General features: G+C 51.3%; 19 protein-coding genes. 9 read left to right on the forward strand and 10 right to left on the reverse strand.

The annotated features are described in order from the left end of the window. Positions 1–152: 152 nt before the first annotated feature. Together yghW and yghX are read right to left on the reverse strand one after the other, a co-directional pair. Positions 153–440 (reverse strand): DUF2623 family protein YghW, encoded by a 288-nt coding sequence (gene yghW, locus QUE34_RS18595; RefSeq protein WP_001059139.1) that lies wholly within the window; start codon positions 438–440, stop codon positions 153–155. Positions 441–558: 118 nt separating this feature from the next. After that, a complete protein-coding gene (gene yghX, locus QUE34_RS18600) occupies positions 559–1,446 on the reverse strand; it encodes a YghX family hydrolase (protein WP_001360974.1) in 888 nt (295 codons plus the stop codon). Between the two features lie 156 nt (positions 1,447–1,602). On the opposite strand from yghX, the gene gpr reads away from it, so the two are divergent. Then, positions 1,603–2,643, forward strand: a complete 1,041-nt coding sequence (gene gpr, locus QUE34_RS18605) for an L-glyceraldehyde 3-phosphate reductase (protein ID WP_000262177.1) — start codon at positions 1,603–1,605, stop codon at positions 2,641–2,643. A gap of 39 nt (positions 2,644–2,682) precedes the next feature. Here gpr and QUE34_RS18610 read toward each other — a convergent pair whose 3' ends face one another. After that, a complete protein-coding gene (locus QUE34_RS18610; protein ID WP_001332910.1) occupies positions 2,683–3,177 on the reverse strand; it encodes a TIGR00645 family protein in 495 nt (164 codons plus the stop codon). Between the two features lie 190 nt (positions 3,178–3,367). Between QUE34_RS18610 and yghA the strand changes: the two genes are divergently transcribed. Continuing rightward, on the forward strand, positions 3,368–4,252 hold the full coding sequence (yghA, locus tag QUE34_RS18615) for an NADP(+)-dependent aldehyde reductase (RefSeq protein ID WP_000018760.1): 885 nt from the start codon (positions 3,368–3,370) through the stop codon (positions 4,250–4,252). A 158-nt stretch (positions 4,253–4,410) separates the two neighbouring features. On the opposite strand, the gene exbD is transcribed toward yghA, so the two are convergent. Next, complete coding sequence (exbD, locus tag QUE34_RS18620; RefSeq protein WP_001240714.1) at positions 4,411–4,836, reverse strand: TonB system transport protein ExbD; 426 nt, start codon at positions 4,834–4,836, stop codon at positions 4,411–4,413. A gap of 6 nt (positions 4,837–4,842) precedes the next feature. After that, positions 4,843–5,577: a tol-pal system-associated acyl-CoA thioesterase gene (gene exbB / locus QUE34_RS18625; protein ID WP_000527851.1), complete on the reverse strand. Its 735-nt coding sequence runs from the start codon at positions 5,575–5,577 to the stop codon at positions 4,843–4,845. A gap of 251 nt (positions 5,578–5,828) precedes the next feature. Here exbB and metC point away from each other — a divergent pair, with 251 nt between their 5' ends. Continuing rightward, positions 5,829–7,016: a cystathionine beta-lyase gene (gene metC / locus QUE34_RS18630; protein WP_024198994.1), complete on the forward strand. Its 1,188-nt coding sequence runs from the start codon at positions 5,829–5,831 to the stop codon at positions 7,014–7,016. A gap of 138 nt (positions 7,017–7,154) precedes the next feature. Beyond that, positions 7,155–7,814: a DedA family general envelope maintenance protein YghB gene (yghB, locus tag QUE34_RS18635; protein ID WP_000268419.1), complete on the forward strand. Its 660-nt coding sequence runs from the start codon at positions 7,155–7,157 to the stop codon at positions 7,812–7,814. Positions 7,815–7,853: 39 nt separating this feature from the next. Here yghB and yqhC read toward each other — a convergent pair whose 3' ends face one another. Then, positions 7,854–8,753 (reverse strand): DNA-binding transcriptional regulator YqhC, encoded by a 900-nt coding sequence (gene yqhC / locus QUE34_RS18640; RefSeq protein WP_001332907.1) that lies wholly within the window; start codon positions 8,751–8,753, stop codon positions 7,854–7,856. A gap of 193 nt (positions 8,754–8,946) precedes the next feature. Here yqhC and yqhD point away from each other — a divergent pair, with 193 nt between their 5' ends. From yqhD to QUE34_RS18665, 5 genes are all read left to right on the forward strand, one after another. After that, complete coding sequence (gene yqhD / locus QUE34_RS18645) at positions 8,947–10,110, forward strand: alcohol dehydrogenase (RefSeq protein WP_001058790.1); 1,164 nt, start codon at positions 8,947–8,949, stop codon at positions 10,108–10,110. 104 nt (positions 10,111–10,214) lie between these two features. Then, positions 10,215–11,042, forward strand: coding sequence for a 2,5-didehydrogluconate reductase DkgA (gene dkgA / locus QUE34_RS18650; RefSeq protein WP_000013131.1), 828 nt, complete (start codon positions 10,215–10,217; stop codon positions 11,040–11,042). Positions 11,043–11,241: 199 nt separating this feature from the next. Continuing rightward, complete coding sequence (locus tag QUE34_RS18655) at positions 11,242–12,168, forward strand: YqhG/Tai3 family protein (RefSeq protein WP_000691636.1); 927 nt, start codon at positions 11,242–11,244, stop codon at positions 12,166–12,168. A gap of 50 nt (positions 12,169–12,218) precedes the next feature. Then, entirely contained in the window at positions 12,219–12,476 is a 258-nt protein-coding gene (gene yqhH / locus QUE34_RS18660; protein ID WP_000848528.1) for a lipoprotein YqhH, read from the forward strand. A gap of 17 nt (positions 12,477–12,493) precedes the next feature. Beyond that, positions 12,494–12,724 (forward strand): LPP leucine zipper domain-containing protein, encoded by a 231-nt coding sequence (locus QUE34_RS18665; RefSeq protein WP_001037462.1) that lies wholly within the window; start codon positions 12,494–12,496, stop codon positions 12,722–12,724. A 38-nt stretch (positions 12,725–12,762) separates the two neighbouring features. Here the strand turns inward: QUE34_RS18665 and QUE34_RS18670 are convergent, their stop codons facing one another. From QUE34_RS18670 to parC, 4 genes are all read right to left on the reverse strand, one after another. Continuing rightward, positions 12,763–14,982, reverse strand: a complete 2,220-nt coding sequence (locus tag QUE34_RS18670) for a YgiQ family radical SAM protein (protein ID WP_000095184.1) — start codon at positions 14,980–14,982, stop codon at positions 12,763–12,765. A 109-nt stretch (positions 14,983–15,091) separates the two neighbouring features. Beyond that, complete coding sequence (gene ftsP / locus QUE34_RS18675) at positions 15,092–16,504, reverse strand: cell division protein FtsP (RefSeq protein ID WP_000059405.1); 1,413 nt, start codon at positions 16,502–16,504, stop codon at positions 15,092–15,094. Positions 16,505–16,577: 73 nt separating this feature from the next. Beyond that, on the reverse strand, positions 16,578–17,315 hold the full coding sequence (gene plsC, locus QUE34_RS18680) for a 1-acylglycerol-3-phosphate O-acyltransferase (protein WP_000965713.1): 738 nt from the start codon (positions 17,313–17,315) through the stop codon (positions 16,578–16,580). 233 nt (positions 17,316–17,548) lie between these two features. After that, entirely contained in the window at positions 17,549–19,807 is a 2,259-nt protein-coding gene (parC, locus tag QUE34_RS18685; RefSeq protein WP_001281881.1) for a DNA topoisomerase IV subunit A, read from the reverse strand. Positions 19,808–19,822 lie beyond the last annotated feature (15 nt).

Consider the following 19,822-nt stretch of genomic DNA (forward strand, 5'->3'; position numbering starts at 1 on the left):
TTGCCTCAATCGCAAAATCAATAATGCGATCGATGCGCCATTTACCACACATTTATTATGGTTATCGATATCATGATACTGCGGCGGGGCACTAAAACGAAGGGAATAAGCATTAGTGTAATTAATTAAAGCAAGATAATACGTATGTTTGATCAATTTTCGAGGCGATAACCGGCCATAAAAAAGCGCAACGTAGAACAGGAATTATTCTCACGAAAGAAATCCATTACCATCTCTTTATCCAGTCCATAGCGGCGCGTCAGAATCCCCGCTTCCCAGGCGCTAAGCTGGCGATCTCCGGTCTTTTCGTACATCCGGTGTGAGTAGCCTAATACAAAACCGCGTTTATAATCGGCACAGTATTTTGTCACATTAACCGCACTGTCGGCATGCGTTGCTTTTAATCCCGCCATTAAGCCTTTACCAAAATGGTTATTCATCGTTCACCTCATTCGCTATATATTGTCATATATAGCGATATTTTAGGCAAAGAACGACTTTTGCGCACGCTATTTTTTCATGCTTGTTTAAGACGTAATCCCGTAAGAGATAAACCTATCAGGAGAGATATTTATCGAACCATTTCAGCGTCCTTTGCCAGGCAAGATCGGCGGCAGATTTGTCATAACGGGGCGTGGAATCATTATGGAATCCGTGATTAACCCCCGGATAGATATACGCCTCATAGACCTTATTATTGGCTTTCAACGCCGCCTCGTAAGCGGGCCAGCCCTCGTTGATTCGGGTATCCAGTTCCGCGTAGTGGAGCAGTAAAGGCGCTTCAATCTTCGCCACATCGGCAGTGGGTGCCTGACGACCATAAAACGGCACCGCGCAGGCCAGTTCCGGATACGCGACAGCCGCCGCGTTCGATACACCACCGCCATAGCAAAATCCGGTAATACCCACTTTGCCTGTCGCTTGCGGATAGCGTTGCATAAACTCAATTGCGGCAAAGAAATCATTCATCAGTTTGGTTGGATCAACCTGCTGTTGCAGCTCACGACCTTTATCATCATTACCCGGATAACCTCCAACGGAACTTAAGCCGTCAGGTGCCAGGGCGATATACCCCGCCTTCGCTACTCGCCGTGCCACATCTTCGATATACGGATTCAGTCCACGATTCTCATGCACCACCACCACGGCTGGCGTTTTGCCGCTCATCTTTGCGGGCTTCACCAGATAACCCCGTACCTCGCCGTGACCATTTGGCGAAGAATACGTGATGTACTCAGCAACAATTTCCGGGTCGGTAAACTCTACCTGAGTCGCCAGCGCATAATTTGGCTTGAGCAAATCAAACAACGCTAATGCCGTCATCCCGCCCACCGCATACTTCGCCGCAAGGTTGAGGAACTCACGTTTCGAAATTTTCCCGTGAGCGTAATAGTCGTAGTAATCCAGCAACTCTTGTGGGAAATCTTTAGCGGTCAGACGCGGCATCATTGCACTCCTTAATTGGTGTTTTTTTAAGCAAAGCATAAGCACGTGTTTTTGCCCAGTTTTTCGTCACACTGTGAGCGATGCTACGGGATCCCCCCTGGTAAATCGCTAAACTGGAAACATTGTTTCGAAATTGAATGGTGGAAAGGAGAGGTCATGGTCTGGTTAGCGAATCCCGAACGTTACGGGCAGATGCAATACCGCTATTGCGGAAAAAGCGGTTTACGCCTGCCCGCGTTATCGCTCGGTTTATGGCACAATTTCGGTCACGTTAACGCACTGGAATCACAGCGTGCGATCCTGCGCAAAGCGTTTGATTTGGGCATTACGCACTTTGATTTAGCCAACAATTACGGGCCGCCTCCAGGAAGCGCAGAAGAGAACTTTGGTCGCCTGCTGCGGGAGGATTTTGCCGCTTATCGCGATGAACTGATTATCTCTACCAAAGCCGGATACGATATGTGGCCCGGCCCGTACGGCTCTGGCGGCTCACGTAAATACCTGCTCGCCAGCCTCGACCAAAGCCTGAAGCGGATGGGGCTTGAGTATGTCGATATCTTTTACTCTCATCGCGTCGATGAAAATACGCCGATGGAAGAAACCGCCTCTGCGCTGGCTCATGTGGTACAAAGCGGTAAGGCGCTTTATGTCGGGATCTCCTCTTACTCGCCAGAGCGGACGCAAAAAATGGTCGAGTTGCTGCGCGAGTGGAAAATTCCGCTGTTAATTCATCAACCTTCGTACAATTTGCTGAACCGCTGGGTGGATAAAAGCGGCCTGCTGGATACCCTGCAACATAACGGCGTGGGCTGCATTGCCTTTACTCCTCTGGCTCAGGGATTGCTGACCGGCAAATATCTCAACGGTATTCCTGAAAATTCACGTATGCATCGTGAAGGGAATAAAGTTCGTGGCCTGACGCCGAAAATGCTCACCGAAGCCAACCTCAACAGCCTGCGGTTATTGAATGAAATGGCACAGCAGCGTGGACAATCAATGGCGCAAATGGCGTTAAGCTGGTTGCTGAAAGATGAGCGAGTGACGTCGGTATTGATTGGTGCCAGCCGCGCGGAGCAACTGGAAGAGAATGTGCAGGCACTAAATAATCTGACATTTAGCACCGAGGAGCTGGCGCAGATTGATCAGCATATCGCCGATGGCGAGCTGAATCTGTGGCAGGCGTCTTCCGATAAATGACCTGTTAATAACGGGCGCGAGAACCGCGCCCGAATCAGATCAGTGATTATGACGAGTCAGTCGGTCAAGATAGCCCATCACAAATGCAGAGAGCACAAACGTCAGATGGATAATGACGTACCACATCAGTTTGTTATCAGGGACATTTTTCGCATCCATAAAGACGCGCAGTAAGTGAATGGAAGAAATTGCCACAATCGACGCTGCTACTTTGTTTTTCAGCGACGTTGCGTCCATTTTCCCCAGCCAGTTCAGCTTCTCTTTGTTCTCGGAGATATCCAGCTGCGAGACGAAATTCTCATAACCGGAAAACATCACCATCACCAGCAAACCGCCAACCAGCGTCATATCCACCAGCGACAGCAACACGAGGATCAAATCTGATTCCGCCATCGAGAAGATATTCGGCAGTACGTGAATAATCTCCTGGAAGAACTTCAGCGCCAGGGCAATCAACGCCAGCGAAAGGCCAAAGTACACGGGGGCAAGCAGCCAGCGAGAAGCATACATTGCATTTTCAAGAAAACGTTCCATACATTCCTGTCGTGTAGTTAAAACGGGCAACAGTATATCGCAATTGAGTAAACAGCGCGCAACAGCAAATCAACATATCCGTTAAACCTTTGTCGCATAAATCCGAGGTTTAGGGATCTTCCTGGTTCCCTTATCAACGCATCGAGAGCGTCTACCCTTAAAGGACGTTGAACCTGAAGGGAGAAAAACAATGTCTCATTTAAAAGACCCGACCACGCAGTATTACACTGGTGAATATCCCAAACAGAAACAACCGACGCCAGGCATCCAGGCGAAAATGACACCGGTGCCGGATTGCGGCGAGAAAACCTATGTTGGTAGCGGTCGCCTGAAAGATCGTAAAGCACTGGTGACAGGGGGCGATTCCGGAATCGGTCGTGCTGCCGCCATCGCTTACGCGCGTGAAGGCGCTGACGTAGCGATCAGTTATCTTCCCGTGGAAGAAGAAGACGCTCAGGATGTGAAAAAGATCATTGAAGAATGCGGACGCAAAGCCGTCCTGCTGCCTGGCGATTTAAGCGATGAGAAGTTTGCCCGTTCGCTGGTTCACGAAGCGCATAAGGCGTTAGGCGGGCTGGATATTATGGCGCTGGTCGCCGGGAAACAGGTTGCTATTCCTGATATTGCAGACCTCACCAGCGAACAGTTTCAAAAGACGTTTGCCATTAACGTTTTCGCACTGTTCTGGCTCACCCAGGAAGCGATCCCCCTGCTACCGAAAGGTGCCAGTATCATCACCACTTCGTCAATCCAGGCGTACCAGCCAAGCCCACATTTGCTGGACTATGCGGCTACGAAGGCGGCGATTCTGAACTACAGCCGTGGCCTGGCAAAACAGGTCGCAGAAAAAGGCATTCGAGTGAACATTGTCGCACCAGGCCCTATCTGGACAGCACTGCAAATTTCCGGTGGACAAACGCAGGATAAGATCCCGCAGTTTGGTCAGCAAACACCAATGAAACGTGCGGGGCAACCGGCGGAACTGGCCCCTGTATATGTTTATCTAGCAAGTCAGGAGTCGAGCTATGTCACCGCAGAAGTGCACGGCGTGTGCGGCGGCGAGCATTTAGGCTAAAAAAATGCCCGGTTGCGAAAAGCAACCGGGCATCATTATGCATTTAACTCTTGCCGGATGCGGTCTAAACGCCTTATCCGGCCTACATGTCATGCAAATTCAATATGTTGCAATATATTTTGTAGGCCTGATAAGCGTAGCGCATCAGGCAATTGTCTTTACTTCGCTTTGGCAGTTTCTTCGCCGACCAGACCTATCTTCAGGTAACCCGCCTGATGCAGCGTATCCATTACCTTCATCAACGTCTCGTAATCGACGGTTTTATCCGCACGGAAGAAGATAGTGGTATCTTTCTTACCTTCGGTTAACGCATTCAGCGCTGTAACCATTGTTTCATCGGTGACCGGATCGTTACCGATAAACATCGAGTTGTCCGCCTTCACCGACAGATAAACCGGTTTTTCCGGACGAGGCTGCGGCGTGCTGGTAGAAGCAGGCAAGTTCACCTTCACATCTACCGTCGCTAACGGCGCTGCCACCATAAAGATAATCAGCAGAACCAACATCACGTCGATAAACGGCGTCACGTTGATATCATGCATTTCGCCGTTATCGTCGAGGTTTTCGTTAAGATGCATTGCCATCGAACATTATCCTGCGCGTAATTTTTGGGCGACACGAACCGGATGCGCAGCGGCGCTGGCTTCCAGATCCAGGTCACGACTTTGCAGCAATAATACCTGCGCTGCGACATCACCCAGCATCGCTTTAAAGCCGCCAATCTGACGTGCAAATACGTTATAGATAACGACCGCTGGAATCGCTGCCACGAGGCCGATTGCCGTTGCTAACAGAGCTTCTGCGATACCCGGCGCAACGACAGCCAGATTAGTGGTCTGCGTTTGCGCAATACCGATAAAGCTGTTCATGATGCCCCAGACCGTACCAAAGAGGCCCACAAACGGCGAAATCGCGCCGATGGTTGCAAGGTAGCCGTTACCGCGGCCCATTTGACGCCCCACGGCGGCGACCCGACGCTCCAGACGGAAGCTGGTACGTTCTTTAATACCTTCGTTATCGTCGCTGCCTTCTGACAGTTCCAGCTCATCCTGCGCTTCATTGAGCAAATGCAGGCTTAAGCTTTTGCTACCAAAATCAGCGGCGATATCGTTGGCCTGGTTCAAGGAACGCGCTTGGGCCAGCAGTTGCTGTTCGCGTTTCAGGCGACGCTTCTGATTGAAGAACTCAACGCTCTTACTGAAGAAGATTGCCCAAGTGACTACGGAGGCCAAAATAAGCCCAATCATCACGCACTTAACGACAATATCGGCGTGCTGATACATACCCCAGACGGAAAGGTCCGTCTGCATTAAATTATTACCCACTGTGTATCTCCAGGACGCAAGTCACAAAATCTGCGCATAATAATATCAAAACGGCGTCGAATTGATAGTCGTTCTCATTACTATTTGCATACTGCCGTACCTTTGCTTTCTTTTCCTTGCGTTTACGCAGTAAAAAAGTCACCAGCACGCCATTTGCAAAAATTTTCTGCTTTATGCCAATTCTTCAGGATGCGCCCGCGAATATTCATGCTAGTTTAGACATCCAGACGTATAAAAACAGGAATCCGGACATGGCGGAAAACAAGCTTGATACTCAACTGGTCAACGCAGGACGCAGCAAAAAATACACTCTCGGCGCGGTAAATAGCGTGATTCAGCGCGCTTCTTCGCTGGTCTTTGACAGTGTGGAAGCCAAAAAACACGCGACACGCAATCGCGCCAATGGCGAGTTGTTTTATGGACGGCGTGGAACGTTAACCCATTTCTCCTTACAAGAAGCGATGTGCGAACTGGAAGGTGGCGCAGGCTGCGTGCTGTTCCCCTGCGGAGCAGCAGCGGTTGCTAATTCCATTCTTGCTTTTGTCGAACAGGGCGATCATGTGTTGATGACCAACACCGCCTATGAACCGAGTCAGGATTTCTGTAGCAAAATCCTCAGCAAACTGGGCGTAACGACATCGTGGTTTGATCCGCTGATTGGCGCGAATATTGTTAAACATGTGCAGCCAAACACTAAAATTGTATTTCTGGAATCGCCGGGCTCCATCACCATGGAAGTCCACGACGTTCCGGCGATTGTTGCCGCCGTGCGCAGTGTAGTGCCAGATGCCATCATTATGATCGATAACACCTGGGCGGCCGGCGTGCTGTTTAAGGCGCTGGATTTTGGCATTGATGTTTCCATTCAGGCCGCTACCAAATATCTGGTTGGGCATTCAGATGCGATGATTGGTACTGCCGTATGCAATGCCCGTTGCTGGGAGCAGCTACGGGAGAATGCCTATCTGATGGGGCAGATGGTCGATGCCGATACCGCCTATATAACCAGCCGTGGCCTGCGCACTTTGGGTGTTCGCCTGCGTCAACATCACGAAAGTAGCCTGAAAGTAGCTAAATGGCTGGCGGAACATCCGCAAGTAGCACGAGTTAACCACCCTGCTCTGCCTGGCAGTAAAGGTCACGAATTCTGGCAACGAGACTTTACAGGTAGCAGCGGGCTATTTTCCTTTGTGCTTAAGAAAAAACTCAATGATGAAGAGCTGGCGAACTATCTGGATAACTTCAGTTTATTCAGCATGGCCTACTCGTGGGGCGGTTATGAATCGTTGATCCTGGCAAATCAACCAGAACATATCGCCGCCATTCGTCCACAAGGCGAGATCGATTTTAGCGGGACCTTGATTCGCCTGCATATTGGTCTGGAAGATGTCGACGATTTGATTGCCGATCTGGACGCCGGTTTTGCGCGAATTGTGTAATGTTGCCAGTTTGGACAAATTTGCAGACATTTAATTGTGAAAAGTCTTAAATTGTTGCGTCCGGGATCAAGGCGTCCCGGGTGATTCAGGAGTACAATAGGCAGATAAAGGCTTAAACGCTGTTCCACAGGAAAGTCCATGGCTGTTATTCAAGATATCATCGCTGCGCTCTGGCAACACGACTTTGCCGCGCTGGCGGATCCTCATATTGTTAGCGTTGTTTACTTTGTCATGTTTGCCACGCTGTTTTTAGAAAACGGCCTGCTGCCCGCCTCATTTTTGCCAGGCGACAGCTTGTTGATACTGGCAGGCGCATTGATTGCCCAGGGGGTTATGGATTTTCTGCCAACGATTGCGATTCTGACCGCCGCAGCAAGTTTGGGCTGCTGGTTAAGTTATATTCAGGGGCGCTGGTTAGGGAATACTAAAACGGTGAAAGGCTGGCTGGCACAGCTTCCTGCCAAATATCACCAGCGTGCTACCTGTATGTTTGACCGTCACGGTCTGCTGGCGCTGCTGGCTGGACGTTTTCTCGCATTTGTCCGTACGCTGTTGCCAACCATGGCGGGTATTTCCGGTCTACCAAACCGTCGCTTCCAGTTTTTCAACTGGCTAAGCGGATTGCTGTGGGTCAGCGTAGTAACCAGTTTCGGCTATGCCTTAAGCATGATTCCGTTCGTTAAACGGCATGAAGATCAGGTAATGACATTCCTGATGATCCTGCCGATTGCCTTGTTAACTGCAGGCTTGTTAGGCACGCTGTTTGTGGTGATTAAAAAGAAATACTGTAACGCCTGACAATTTCCCCCGTTCCCGGTTGCGGTACCGGGAACGCATTTAACTCCCCTGCATCGCCCGCATTCTTGCCGCATCCTCCCCCGGTGTCACACCAAAGTAACGTTTAAACTCACGGCTAAATTGCGACGCGCTTTCGTAGCCGACGCGCATCGCTGCTGCACTGGCCTTCATGCCGTCGTGGATAATCATCATCCGCGCCTTATGCAGACGGTAATTCTTCAAATACTGCAACGGCGAGGTGCTAGTGACAGACTTAAAATTATGGTGGAACGCCGATACGCTCATGTTGGCTTCTGCCGCCAGTTGCTCGACGCTCAGGTTTTCGGTGTATTTATTCTCAATTCGTTTCAGCACACGACTAATCAGGCTGAAGTGGGTCTGACGGCTGACCAGCGCCAGTAACGCGCCACCGCAAGGTCCGGTCAGCACGTAGTACAGAATTTCGCGGATGATCTGTTTGCCGAGAATACGCGCATCCAGCGGTCGCTCCATCACGTCGAGTAACCGCTCCGCCGCACATAAAATCTCTTCTGATAACGTGGCAGAGTTAATCCCGCTGGCTGCCATCGACGGACGAAAATGCTCATCTTCGCCAATGTCCATCAACAGCTCTTGTAACTGCAAAACATCGACATTGAGACGCAACCCTGCCAGCGGTACCTCTGACGTTGCATAAGTTTCGCACTCAAACGGCAACGGCACCGTCAGCAGCAGATATTCATTGGCATCATAACGAAACACGCGTTCATTGATATAACCGATTTTATGCCCAGAAAAGAGAATTATGATGCCGGGCTCGTACATCACCGGCGTACGTGCGAAAGGCGTCTCGCCATACAACAAACGCACATCGGGCAATAGCTCTGACAAACTATTTTCTTTATTTTTCAGTTTATTAACTTTACCCGCCAGCAAGCGGCAAATCTCTTCACGTTTCATATCGCGTAATTTCTTAGGAATAATGCGGCAATTTGATTGTGCGCAATTTTGTAGCATTTCTCCAGCACTCTGGAGAAATAGGCAAGACATTGGCAGAAATGAGCATTGAGAGGTACGGCGCTGGCGACCACAATGAAAAACATCAGGCAGACCGATCTCTGCCCTCATATTGACCCAGCAAAGGGAGCAAGTAATGAACAACTTTAATCTGCACACCCCAACCCGCATTCTGTTTGGTAAAGGCGCAATCGCTTGTTTACGCGAGCAAATTCCTCACGATGCACGCGTATTGATTACCTACGGCGGCGGCAGCGTGAAAAAAACCGGCGTTCTCGATCAAGTTCTGGATGCCCTGAAAGGCATGGACGTGCTGGAATTTGGCGGTATTGAGCCAAACCCGGCTTATGAAACGCTGATGAATGCCGTGAAACTGGTTCGCGAACAGAAAGTAACCTTCCTGCTGGCGGTTGGCGGCGGTTCTGTACTGGACGGCACCAAATTTATCGCTGCGGCGGCTAACTATCCAGAAAATATCGATCCGTGGCACATTCTACAAACGGGCGGTAAAGAGATTAAAAGCGCCATCCCGATGGGCTGTGTGCTGACGCTGCCAGCAACCGGTTCAGAATCCAACGCAGGTGCGGTCATCTCCCGTAAAACTACAGGCGACAAGCAGGCGTTCCATTCTGCCCATGTTCAGCCGGTATTTGCCGTGCTCGATCCGGTTTATACCTACACTCTGCCGCCGCGTCAGGTGGCTAACGGTGTAGTGGATGCCTTTGTGCACACCGTGGAACAGTATGTTACCAAACCGGTTGATGCCAAAATTCAGGACCGTTTCGCAGAAGGCATTTTGCTGACGCTGATCGAAGATGGTCCGAAAGCCCTGAAAGAGCCAGAAAACTACGATGTACGCGCCAACGTTATGTGGGCGGCGACTCAGGCGCTGAACGGTTTAATTGGCGCAGGTGTACCCCAGGATTGGGCAACGCATATGCTGGGCCACGAACTGACTGCGATGCACGGTCTGGATCACGCGCAAACGCTGGCTATCGTCCTGCCTGCACTGTGGAATGAGAAACGCGACACTAAACGCGCTAAACTGCTGCAATATGCTGAACGCGTCTGGAACATCACAGAAGGTTCTGACGATGAGCGTATTGACGCCGCGATTGCCGCAACCCGCAATTTCTTTGAGCAATTAGGCGTGCCGACCCACCTCTCCGACTACGGTCTGGACGGCAGCTCCATCCCGGCTTTGTTGAAAAAACTGGAAGAGCACGGTATGACCCAACTGGGCGAAAATCATGACATTACGCTGGATGTCAGCCGCCGCATATACGAAGCCGCCCGCTAAGCTTTTTACGCCTCAAACTTTCGTTTTCGGGCATTTCGTCCAGACTTAAGTTCACAACACCTCACCGGAGCCTGCTCCGGTGAGTTCATATAAAGGAGGAACGTATGGCTAATCCAACCGTTATTAAGCTACAGGATGGCAATGTCATGCCCCAGTTGGGACTGGGCGTCTGGCAAGCAAGTAATGAGGAAGTAATCACTGCCATTCAAAAAGCGTTAGACGTGGGTTATCGCTCGATTGATACCGCCGCGGCCTATAAGAACGAAGAAGGTGTCGGCAAAGCCCTGAAAAATGCCTCAGTTAACAGAGAAGAACTGTTCATCACCACTAAACTGTGGAACGACGACCACAAGCGCCCCCGCGAAGCCCTGCTCGACAGCCTGAAAAAACTCCAGCTTGATTATGTCGACCTTTACTTAATGCACTGGCCCGTTCCTGCTATTGACCATTATGTCGAAGCATGGAAGGGCATGATCGAATTGCAAAAAGAGGGCTTAATCAAAAGCATCGGCGTGTGCAACTTCCAGATCCACCACCTGCAACGCCTGATTGATGAAACTGGCGTGACGCCGGTGATAAACCAGATTGAACTCCACCCGCTGATGCAGCAACGCCAGCTTCACGCCTGGAACGCGACACACAAAATCCAGACCGAATCCTGGAGCCCATTAGCGCAAGGTGGGAAAGGCGTTTTCGATCAGAAAGTCATTCGCGATCTGGCAGATAAATACGGCAAAACCCCGGCGCAGATTGTTATCCGCTGGCATCTGGATAACGGCCTGGTGGTGATCCCGAAATCGGTAACACCTTCACGTATTGCCGAAAACTTTGATGTCTGGGATTTCCGTCTCGACAAAGACGAGCTAGGTGAAATTGCCAAACTCGACCAGGGCAAACGCCTCGGCCCCGATCCCGACCAGTTCGGCGGCTAACGCGCAAATTCTCCCGGTGGCGGTAATGTTCCGCTACCGGACTTTTCAGAAATCATTTATTCCCCTCGCGTCCTGCCCATTGTTACTCTTCCTTGTTCAGGAATGCCAAATATAAGGACATCATCATGCAGAGCAGGAAGCTCTTAAAGGAACAATTCATCTACACCCGGGATAAACGCAACGGAGAGGTGAAAAACAGATGAAAATAATACTTCTGTTTTTAGCAGCCCTGGCAAGTTTTACCGTACACGCGCAGCCTCCTTCACAGACCGTAGAACAAACAGTCCGGCAGATTTATCAGAACTATAAATCAGATGCCAGTACGCCTTATTTTGGTGAAACCGGAGAGCGAGCGATAACTTCTGCGCGTATTCAACAGGCGCTTACCCTGAACGACAATCTTACGCTGCCGGGCAATATTGGCTGGCTGGATTATGATCCGGTTTGTGATTGTCAGGATTTTGGCGATCTGGTGTTAGAAAGCGTAGCGATAACCCAACCTGACGCCGATCATGCCGATGCCGTTGTGCGCTTTCGTATCTTTAAAGACGATAAAGAAAAGACCACGCAGACACTGAAAATGGTGGCGGAAAATGGTCGTTGGGTCATTGACGATATTGTCAGCAATCATGGCAGCGTCTTACAAGCAGTTAATAGCGAGAATGAAAAAACGCTGGCCGCTGTAGCTTCGTTGCAAAAAGAACAGCCGGAAGCCTTTGTTGCCGAACTCTTTGAACATATTGCTGATTATAGCTGGCCGTGGACGTGGGTGGTTTCCGACTCTTACCGCCAGGCGGTCAATGCCTTCTATAAAACCACCTTCAAGACTGCCAACAATCCCGATGAAGATATGCAAATAGAACGGCAATTTATTTACGACAATCCGATCTGTTTTGGCGAAGAGTCGCTATTTTCACGCGTTGATGAAATCCGTGTCCTGGAGAAAACCACCGATTCCGCCCGCATTCATGTTCGTTTTACGCTGACCAATGGCAACAACGAAGAGCAAGAACTGGTTTTACAGCGGCGCGAAGGTAAGTGGGAAATCGCTGATTTTATCCGCCCGAACAGCGGCAGCCTACTTAAACAGATTGAGGTGAAAACCGCCGCCAGATTAAAGCAATGAGCTGAATTAAATAACAATTAGCCGGAACAATAAATAAAAGGGAATACTATATGAAAACGATTTTCACCGTGGGGGCTGTTGTTCTGGCAACCTGCTTGCTCAGCGGCTGCGTCAATGAGCAAAAGGTCAATCAGCTGGCGAGCAATGTGCAAACATTAAATGCCAAAATCGCCCGGCTTGAGCAGGATATGAAAGCATTACGCCCGCAAATCTATGCGGCAAAATCCGAAGCTAACAGAGCCAATACGCGTCTTGATGCTCAGGACTATTTTGATTGCCTGCGCTGCTTGCGTATGTATGCGGAATGACGGTTCTGGAATTCATAATGAACAAACTTATCTTATCCATTCCGCTGGCGCTGTATCTTGTTGGCTGTACCAGCAATGCCAAAATTGAACACCTGGAACATGATATTCAGGCATTGAATAACAAAATTAATCAACTGCAACAGGATATTGACGCCCTGCGTCCGGAAATTCAGCAAGTTAAAGACGAAACAGCAAGAGCGCATTACCGCTTAGACGTTCGTAACAGTCCTTATAAACCAAGGTTATAAATTTCCCGGCAGTATCATTGCTGCCGGGCACATTTCACTTAACGACCAACCGCCGCTTTAGGCCGTTTCTTTGCACCAGCATTCACCGGGCGAGATGGCGTAGACGACGCTTTTTTTGCCGTAGCAGGCGTCTGACGCTGGGTCGCCATCGGCGTATGTTTAGTCAACGCCGGACGGGTATTGCGGTTCTGACGGCGGGCTTCGCGCATCTCTTCAATGGTTGGCGCAGGCACTAAGCAATCACGACGGCTGCCAATCAGATGCTTTTTACCCATCGCTTCCAGCGCCTGACGGATTAACGGCCAGTTTGCCGGATCGTGGTAACGCAACAACGCTTTATGCAAACGACGCTGTTTGTCGCCCTTCGGTACGAAGACGTCTTCACTCTTGTAACCGATCTTCGCCAGCGGGTTTTTCCCGGTGTAATACATGGTGGTGGAGTTAGCCAACGGCGACGGGTAGAAGTTCTGTACCTGGTCGAGACGGAAGCGATGCTTTTTCAGCCACAGCGCCAGATTCACCATATCTTCATCACGCGTACCGGGGTGTGCCGAGATGAAATACGGGATCAGATATTGCTCTTTACCTGCCTGTTTCGAGTAGGTATCGAACAGCTCTTTAAAGCGGTCATAGCTGCCCATGCCCGGCTTCATCATCTTCGACAACGGCCCTTCTTCGGTATGTTCCGGGGCAATCTTCAGATAACCGCCAACGTGATGGGTCGCCAGCTCTTTGATATAGCGCGGATCTTCCACGGCGATGTCATAACGCACGCCGGAAGCGATGAGGATCTTTTTAATGCCTTTCAGATCACGCGCGCGGCGATAGAGGTTGATCGTCGGTTCGTGGTTAGTGTCCATATGAGGACAAATATCCGGGTAAACGCACGATAAACGGCGGCAAGTCTGCTCGGCGCGCGGCGATTTGCAGCGCAACATATACATGTTGGCAGTTGGCCCACCGAGATCGGAAATCACGCCCGTAAAGCCTGGCACGGTGTCGCGGATCGCTTCAATCTCGTTGATGATCGAATCTTCCGAACGGCTCTGAATAATGCGACCTTCATGCTCGGTAATAGAGCAGAAAGAGCAGCCGCCAAAGCAGCCGCGCATAATGTTGACAGAGAAACGGATCATTTCGTAAGCCGGAATTCGGGCATTACCGTAAGCCGGATGCGGCACGCGCTTGTACGGCAGCGCAAAGACGCTGTCCATCTCTTCGGTAGAAAGCGGGATGGCAGGCGGGTTGATCCATACATAGCGGTCGCCATGTTTTTGCATCAGCGCACGCGCGCAGCCTGGGTTGGTTTCATGGTGCAGAATACGCGAAGCATGAGCGTACAGCACTTTATCGCCCTTCACTTTCTCGAAAGAAGGCAGCAATACGTAAGTTTTTTCCCACGGTTTCGGGCGCGGTGGCTGCACGGTTACGGCTTTCGCTTCCTGCTTTTTCGGGGCCACCGGTTTGTTATCCGCGCACGGCAAATCTTCACCATACGGATGCGGGATCGGGTCGATTTTCCCAGGAGTATCAAGACGGGTGGAATCCACACCGCTCCAGCCTGGCAACGCCTCTTTTACGATAATCGCGGTATTACGCACATCGCGGATTTCACTAATCGGCTCACCCATCGCCAGACGATGCGCCACTTCCACCAGCGGACGCTCACCGTTACCGAACATCAGCATGTCGGCTTTGGAATCCACCAGCACGGAACGGCGCACGGTATCAGACCAGTAATCATAATGCGCGGTACGACGCAAACTAGCCTCAATACCGCCGAGGATCACCGGCACATCTTTCCACGCCTCTTTACAGCGTTGGGTATAAACCAGGGTGGCGCGATCCGGGCGCTTACCCGCGACGTTATCTGGCGTGTAGGCATCGTCATGACGCAAACGGCGATCGGCAGTGTAACGGTTGATCATCGAGTCCATGTTGCCTGCGGTAACGCCGAAAAACAGATTCGGTTTGCCCAGACGCATAAAGTCGTCTTTGCTGCTCCAGTCTGGCTGGGCGATGATCCCGACACGAAAGCCCTGCGCTTCAAGCATACGACCGCAAATCGCCATCCCAAAGCTGGGGTGATCGACATACGCGTCGCCAGTAACCAAAATGATGTCGCAGCTATCCCAGCCAAGTTGATCCATCTCTTCACGAGACATCGGCAAAAACGGTGCCGGTCCAAAACAGGCGGCCCAGTACTGCGGCCAGGAGAACAGGTCGCGATCCGGTTGGATCAGGGAGATAGAGCTCATTTTGCTTCCAGAAATGATAAAAAAATAATCAAAGGCCGGGGATTATAAGCCGGAACGAAAGAGAAATCGAAAAGTATTCCATACTCGCCCTCTCGGGCGAGTATGGCGATTACGGTACCGGATTGACCAACAATTGCCCAATCGAGCCACGGTCCGCCATTTCCAGCGTCTGACTGTTGAAGTAGAACGGGAAGTGCGCCCAGGAAGGCTGACCGAAATAAACAAGCAGCTCCACTTGTCCGTCAACCCAAACGGTATCTTTCCAGCCTCTGTCTTCCGGGAACGGCATCGCGCCATTCACGTTACGGATCTGGAACATCACGCCTTCAATATGGAACGCTTGCGGCTCGTCCGCGCGTACCGTCCAGCGTTCCCACGTTCCTTGCTGCGCGGTGACATCAATACGGTTGACGTCCCACAGCTGCCCATTGATACCCGGGTCATCACCCAGACTGATATCGCGACTGCGAATCGGCGAACCGGCCATAATTTCAGTTGGCAGCAGGCGCATCGGCAGGCTGTCAGTAACCAGCGGCAGTAGCCCGGTCGGGCGCAACGTGAGCACCAGCGTAGAAACCAGAATGCTGGATGGCTCAAAGAAGCCACGAATACGATCAACAATGCTCGCCGCTTCGCCACAGGTGATCGACACTTCATCACCGTTGCTCATATCCACCAGAATCTCGCGGCGCTCGCCCGGTGCCAGCGAAAGTTGCTTCACCGATACAGGAGCAGGCAAGAATCCCTGATCGCCAGAAATCACATGTAACGGGCGACCATCGCTCATCTGTAGTTGATAGCGACGAGAGTTCGACGCGTTCAACAGACGCAAGCGCACCCAGCCACGCGAGACTTCAACGTACGGGCTTTGTACACCGTTGACCAGCAGCGTATCTCCAACAAAGCCGCCGCTTCCCGGTTCGTTGTATTCTGGCGTACCAAAATTATCCAGCCGTTTATCCTGGATAATGACCGGAAAATCATCTACACCATAATGGTTGGGGATAGGCAGCGACTTGCTGACTTCATCTTCCACCAGCCACATTCCGGCAAGGCCATTATAGACCTGCTGAGCCGTGCGATTGGGGGTATTAGCGTGATACCACAATGTCGCTGCGTTCTGGCGAATGGGTAATACGGGTGCCCAGTCAGCGTTTGGCGACATCATCCGTGCCGGACCGCCCATCAGCGGGCCAGGCACCTGTAAACCAGACACCGTCATTGAGACATTTTCTGTCAGGCGGTTACTGTAGATCAGCTTAACATCATCGCCCTTCCAGACGCGGATAGTCGGCCCCAGGTAACGACCATTGATTCCCCAGACCGATGCGCGCGTTCCTGGCGTAAATGACCAGTGCGCACGTTGTACAGTCATAAACAGCGGTTGCCCACGGCGAGATTCAAGCAGCGGCGGAACGGGTAGCGGTTGCTGTTGCCCGGCTGCGCTGGCCTTCAGGGGAACAGCGCCTGCACAAAGTGCAATCCCCGATGCCTGAATGAACTGACGCCGACTGAGTGACATATTTGCTCCATGTAAAACTGGCTAAAGTAATACCGTGCAGGAAAGTGTTCCCGCAAAAATACAGATTGCCGACTTAAACTCTTCCGGCGGCTTCGCGTTCTGCGACTTCTTTATCGAGCTCAGCGATTTTTTGTTCCATTATCGAACGACAATGGGCAGCCAACTCGCGAACCTGATCTTTGCCATACTGACTGACGTCAATTGGCGGCAGCATTTCGACAATCACCAGACCGTTGTGTAGCCGATTAAGATTAATCTTATTCGAAGTTGTAGAGACGCACACGGGAATAATCGGGACGCCCGCCGCAATTGCCGCGTGAAATGCTCCGGTCTTGAACGGCAGCAGGCCGCGACCACGGCTGCGGGTACCTTCCGGGAACATCCAGATGGAAATACGGCGTTTTTTGAAGTGATTCACTACTTCTGCAATGGTGCCGTGAGCTTTAGTGCGGTTATTTCTGTCGATCAATAAGTTGCCGGTTAGCCAGTACAACTGACCAAAGAAGGGGATCCACAGCAAACTCTTTTTACCTACCGTCACCGTCGGCGGCTGCACAATGTTCGATGCTGTCACCATGTCATAGTTGTTCTGGTGGTTAGCAATATAAATAGCATTGCCGTAGCTTTCAGCATCTGCAGGTTTGCGACACTCAACTTTCAGGCCGAACAGCGGCGCAAGACGACCAAACATATGCCCAAAGGTGGCTACATGTTTCGGGTTACGCGGGCTGAAAAGGCAGTAAATGGAGCCGAATACACAGACTAAGATGCTGTAAATCACGGTAATAATAAGACGAAAGATATATAGCATAACACCCTCTGAAGGTCTGAGAGACTGGCATTGTACGTCACCTGAAATCAGGTTAGGGCATTGTTAAAAGCCGCTCTCTGGAAAAGCGTATTGTTAATCGCAACGCATGAATAAACAACGGTTTCAAGGGAATTTTTATCGTTTCCGGGGGTTGAATATGCTGCCGGATGACGACTTAACGTTTCATCCGGCGTTCCTTGCAAGCGGGAGGAAGCAATACCCTCCCCGGCATACTACTCTTCGCTATCGCCGCTGCTGGCGCGGCGAGGAGAGTCGATCTCGACACGATCGATACGCTGCAAACCGCGCATCAACGTACCGCGGCGTCCACGTTCGCCAGTGACTTTCTGTAGCTCTTCCGGACGCAGTTTAATTTTGCGTTTCCCAACATGAATGGTCAGCGTGCTTTGCGGCGGCAGAACGTACAGTTGCGCCAGACCATCTTCTCCACGCGCGGCTTCTGCCGATGGAATGTTGATAATCTTGTTGCCTTTGCCCTTCGACAGCTGCGGCAGATCGCTTACCGGGAACATCAACATACGGCCTGCCTGAGTGATTGCCAGCAGCATATCAGAAGCGTCCTCAATCACCACAGGCGGCATAACATGGGCATTTTCCGGTAAAGTGATTAAGGCCTTACCTGCACGGTTACGCGCCACCAGATCGTTAAAGGTGCAGACGAAACCGTAACCCGCATCGGAAGCCATCAACAGTTTCTGATCGTCGCTTTCCATCAGCATATGGTCAACGGTCGCCCCAGGCGGCAACGTCAATTTGCCGGTGAGCGGCTCGCCCTGACCACGTGCCGACGGCAGCGTAATCGGGTCGATAGCATAGCTACGACCGGTGGAGTCAACAAACACTACCGGTTGGTTGCTCTTACCTTTCACCGCTGCTTTGAAACTATCACCCGCTTTATAATTCAGGCCCGGCGCGTCGATGTCATGGCCTTTAGCGCTGCGTACCCAGCCCATCTGCGACAGCACAATGGTGACAGGTTCAGACGGCAACATGTCGTGCTCGCTCATCGCTTTCGCTTCTTCGCGTTCCTGCAACGGCGAACGACGATCGTCACCATAGGCTTGCGCGTCTGCCTGCAGTTCTTTCTTCAGCAGGTTATTCATTTTACGCTCGGACGCCAGAATGCCTTGCAACTGGTCGCGCTCTTTTTCCAGCTCACTCTGCTCACCGCGAATCTTCATCTCTTCCAGTTTGGCGAGATGACGCAGTTTCAGTTCGAGGATCGCTTCCGCCTGAGTTTCCGTGAGGCCAAAGCGCGACATCAGCGCCGGTTTCGGTTCATCTTCATTGCGAATGATCTCAATCACTTCGTCGATATTGAGAAACGCCACCAGCAAACCTTCCAGAATATGCAGGCGCTTGAGGACTTTCTCCAGACGATAGTTCAGACGGCGGCGCACGGTATCACGGCGGAACACCAGCCATTCGGAAAGGATTTCCAGCAGGTTTTTCACCGCCGGACGCCCATCCAGACCGATCATATTGAGGTTAATACGATAGCTCTTTTCCAGATCGGTGGTTGCGAAGAGGTGGTTCATCACCTGATCCATATCCACACGGTTGGAACGCGGCACAATCACCAGACGGGTCGGATTCTCGTGGTCAGATTCATCGCGCAGATCGTCAACCATCGGCAGCTTTTTGTTGCGCATTTGCGCAGCAATTTGCTCCAGTACACGCGCACCTGAAACCTGATGCGGCAATGCGCTGATAACCACCGCGCCATCTTCTTTCTTCCACACCGCGCGCATACGCACTGAACCACGTCCGTTCTCGTAAATTTTACGGATCTCGGCGCGCGAAGTGATGATTTCCGCTTCAGTCGGATAATCCGGCCCCTGCACGATATCCAGCAGCTGGTCGAGCGTGGTTTTCGGCTGGTCGATTAATGCGATTGCTGCCTGAGCCACTTCACGCAGGTTATGCGGTGGAATATCGGTCGCCATACCGACGGCAATACCGGTGGTGCCGTTAAGCAAAATGTTTGGCAGACGGGCAGGCAGCATTTTCGGCTCCTGCAAAGTGCCGTCGAAGTTTGGCACCCAGTCAGCCGTCCCCTGCCCCAGCTCGCTCAATAGCAGCTCGGAATATTTCGACAACCGGGATTCGGTGTAACGCATTGCTGCGAACGATTTCGGATCGTCCGGCGCGCCCCAGTTCCCCTGACCATCAACCAGCGGATAACGGTAAGAGAACGGCTGTGCCATCAGGACCATCGCTTCATAACAGGCGCTATCACCGTGCGGATGGTATTTACCCAGTACGTCACCGACGGTACGGGCCGATTTTTTAAATTTGGCGCTGGCATTTAGTCCCAGTTCAGACATCGCATACACAATGCGGCGCTGAACAGGTTTCAGACCATCACCAATAAACGGCAACGCACGGTCCATGATTACGTACATGGAGTAATTTAAGTAGGCGTTTTCCGTAAATTCATGTAGCGCAAGGCGCTCTGCCATATCGCTCATTAATTCTGATTCCTC

It is taken from the genome of Escherichia sp. KS167_9B (assembly GCF_030295215.1).
GTDB lineage: Bacteria > Pseudomonadota > Gammaproteobacteria > Enterobacterales > Enterobacteriaceae > Escherichia > Escherichia coli_F.

Coding starts and splice junctions, on each gene's coding strand:
- yqhD (WP_001058790.1), top strand. CDS start 8,947: ATGAACAACTTTAATCTGCACACCCCAACCCGCATTCTGTTTGGTAAA.
- dkgA (WP_000013131.1), top strand. CDS start 10,215: ATGGCTAATCCAACCGTTATTAAGCTACAGGATGGCAATGTCATGCCC.
- exbD (WP_001240714.1), bottom strand. CDS start 4,836: ATGGCAATGCATCTTAACGAAAACCTCGACGATAACGGCGAAATGCAT.
- yqhC (WP_001332907.1), bottom strand. CDS start 8,753: ATGAAACGTGAAGAGATTTGCCGCTTGCTGGCGGGTAAAGTTAATAAA.
- ftsP (WP_000059405.1), bottom strand. CDS start 16,504: ATGTCACTCAGTCGGCGTCAGTTCATTCAGGCATCGGGGATTGCACTT.
- QUE34_RS18665 (WP_001037462.1), top strand. CDS start 12,494: ATGAACAAACTTATCTTATCCATTCCGCTGGCGCTGTATCTTGTTGGC.
- QUE34_RS18670 (WP_000095184.1), bottom strand. CDS start 14,982: ATGAGCTCTATCTCCCTGATCCAACCGGATCGCGACCTGTTCTCCTGG.
- QUE34_RS18610 (WP_001332910.1), bottom strand. CDS start 3,177: ATGGAACGTTTTCTTGAAAATGCAATGTATGCTTCTCGCTGGCTGCTT.
- yghW (WP_001059139.1), bottom strand. CDS start 440: ATGAATAACCATTTTGGTAAAGGCTTAATGGCGGGATTAAAAGCAACG.
- yghA (WP_000018760.1), top strand. CDS start 3,368: ATGTCTCATTTAAAAGACCCGACCACGCAGTATTACACTGGTGAATAT.
- QUE34_RS18655 (WP_000691636.1), top strand. CDS start 11,242: ATGAAAATAATACTTCTGTTTTTAGCAGCCCTGGCAAGTTTTACCGTA.
- yghX (WP_001360974.1), bottom strand. CDS start 1,446: ATGCCGCGTCTGACCGCTAAAGATTTCCCACAAGAGTTGCTGGATTAC.
- metC (WP_024198994.1), top strand. CDS start 5,829: ATGGCGGAAAACAAGCTTGATACTCAACTGGTCAACGCAGGACGCAGC.
- gpr (WP_000262177.1), top strand. CDS start 1,603: ATGGTCTGGTTAGCGAATCCCGAACGTTACGGGCAGATGCAATACCGC.
- yghB (WP_000268419.1), top strand. CDS start 7,155: ATGGCTGTTATTCAAGATATCATCGCTGCGCTCTGGCAACACGACTTT.
- yqhH (WP_000848528.1), top strand. CDS start 12,219: ATGAAAACGATTTTCACCGTGGGGGCTGTTGTTCTGGCAACCTGCTTG.
- plsC (WP_000965713.1), bottom strand. CDS start 17,315: ATGCTATATATCTTTCGTCTTATTATTACCGTGATTTACAGCATCTTA.
- parC (WP_001281881.1), bottom strand. CDS start 19,807: ATGAGCGATATGGCAGAGCGCCTTGCGCTACATGAATTTACGGAAAAC.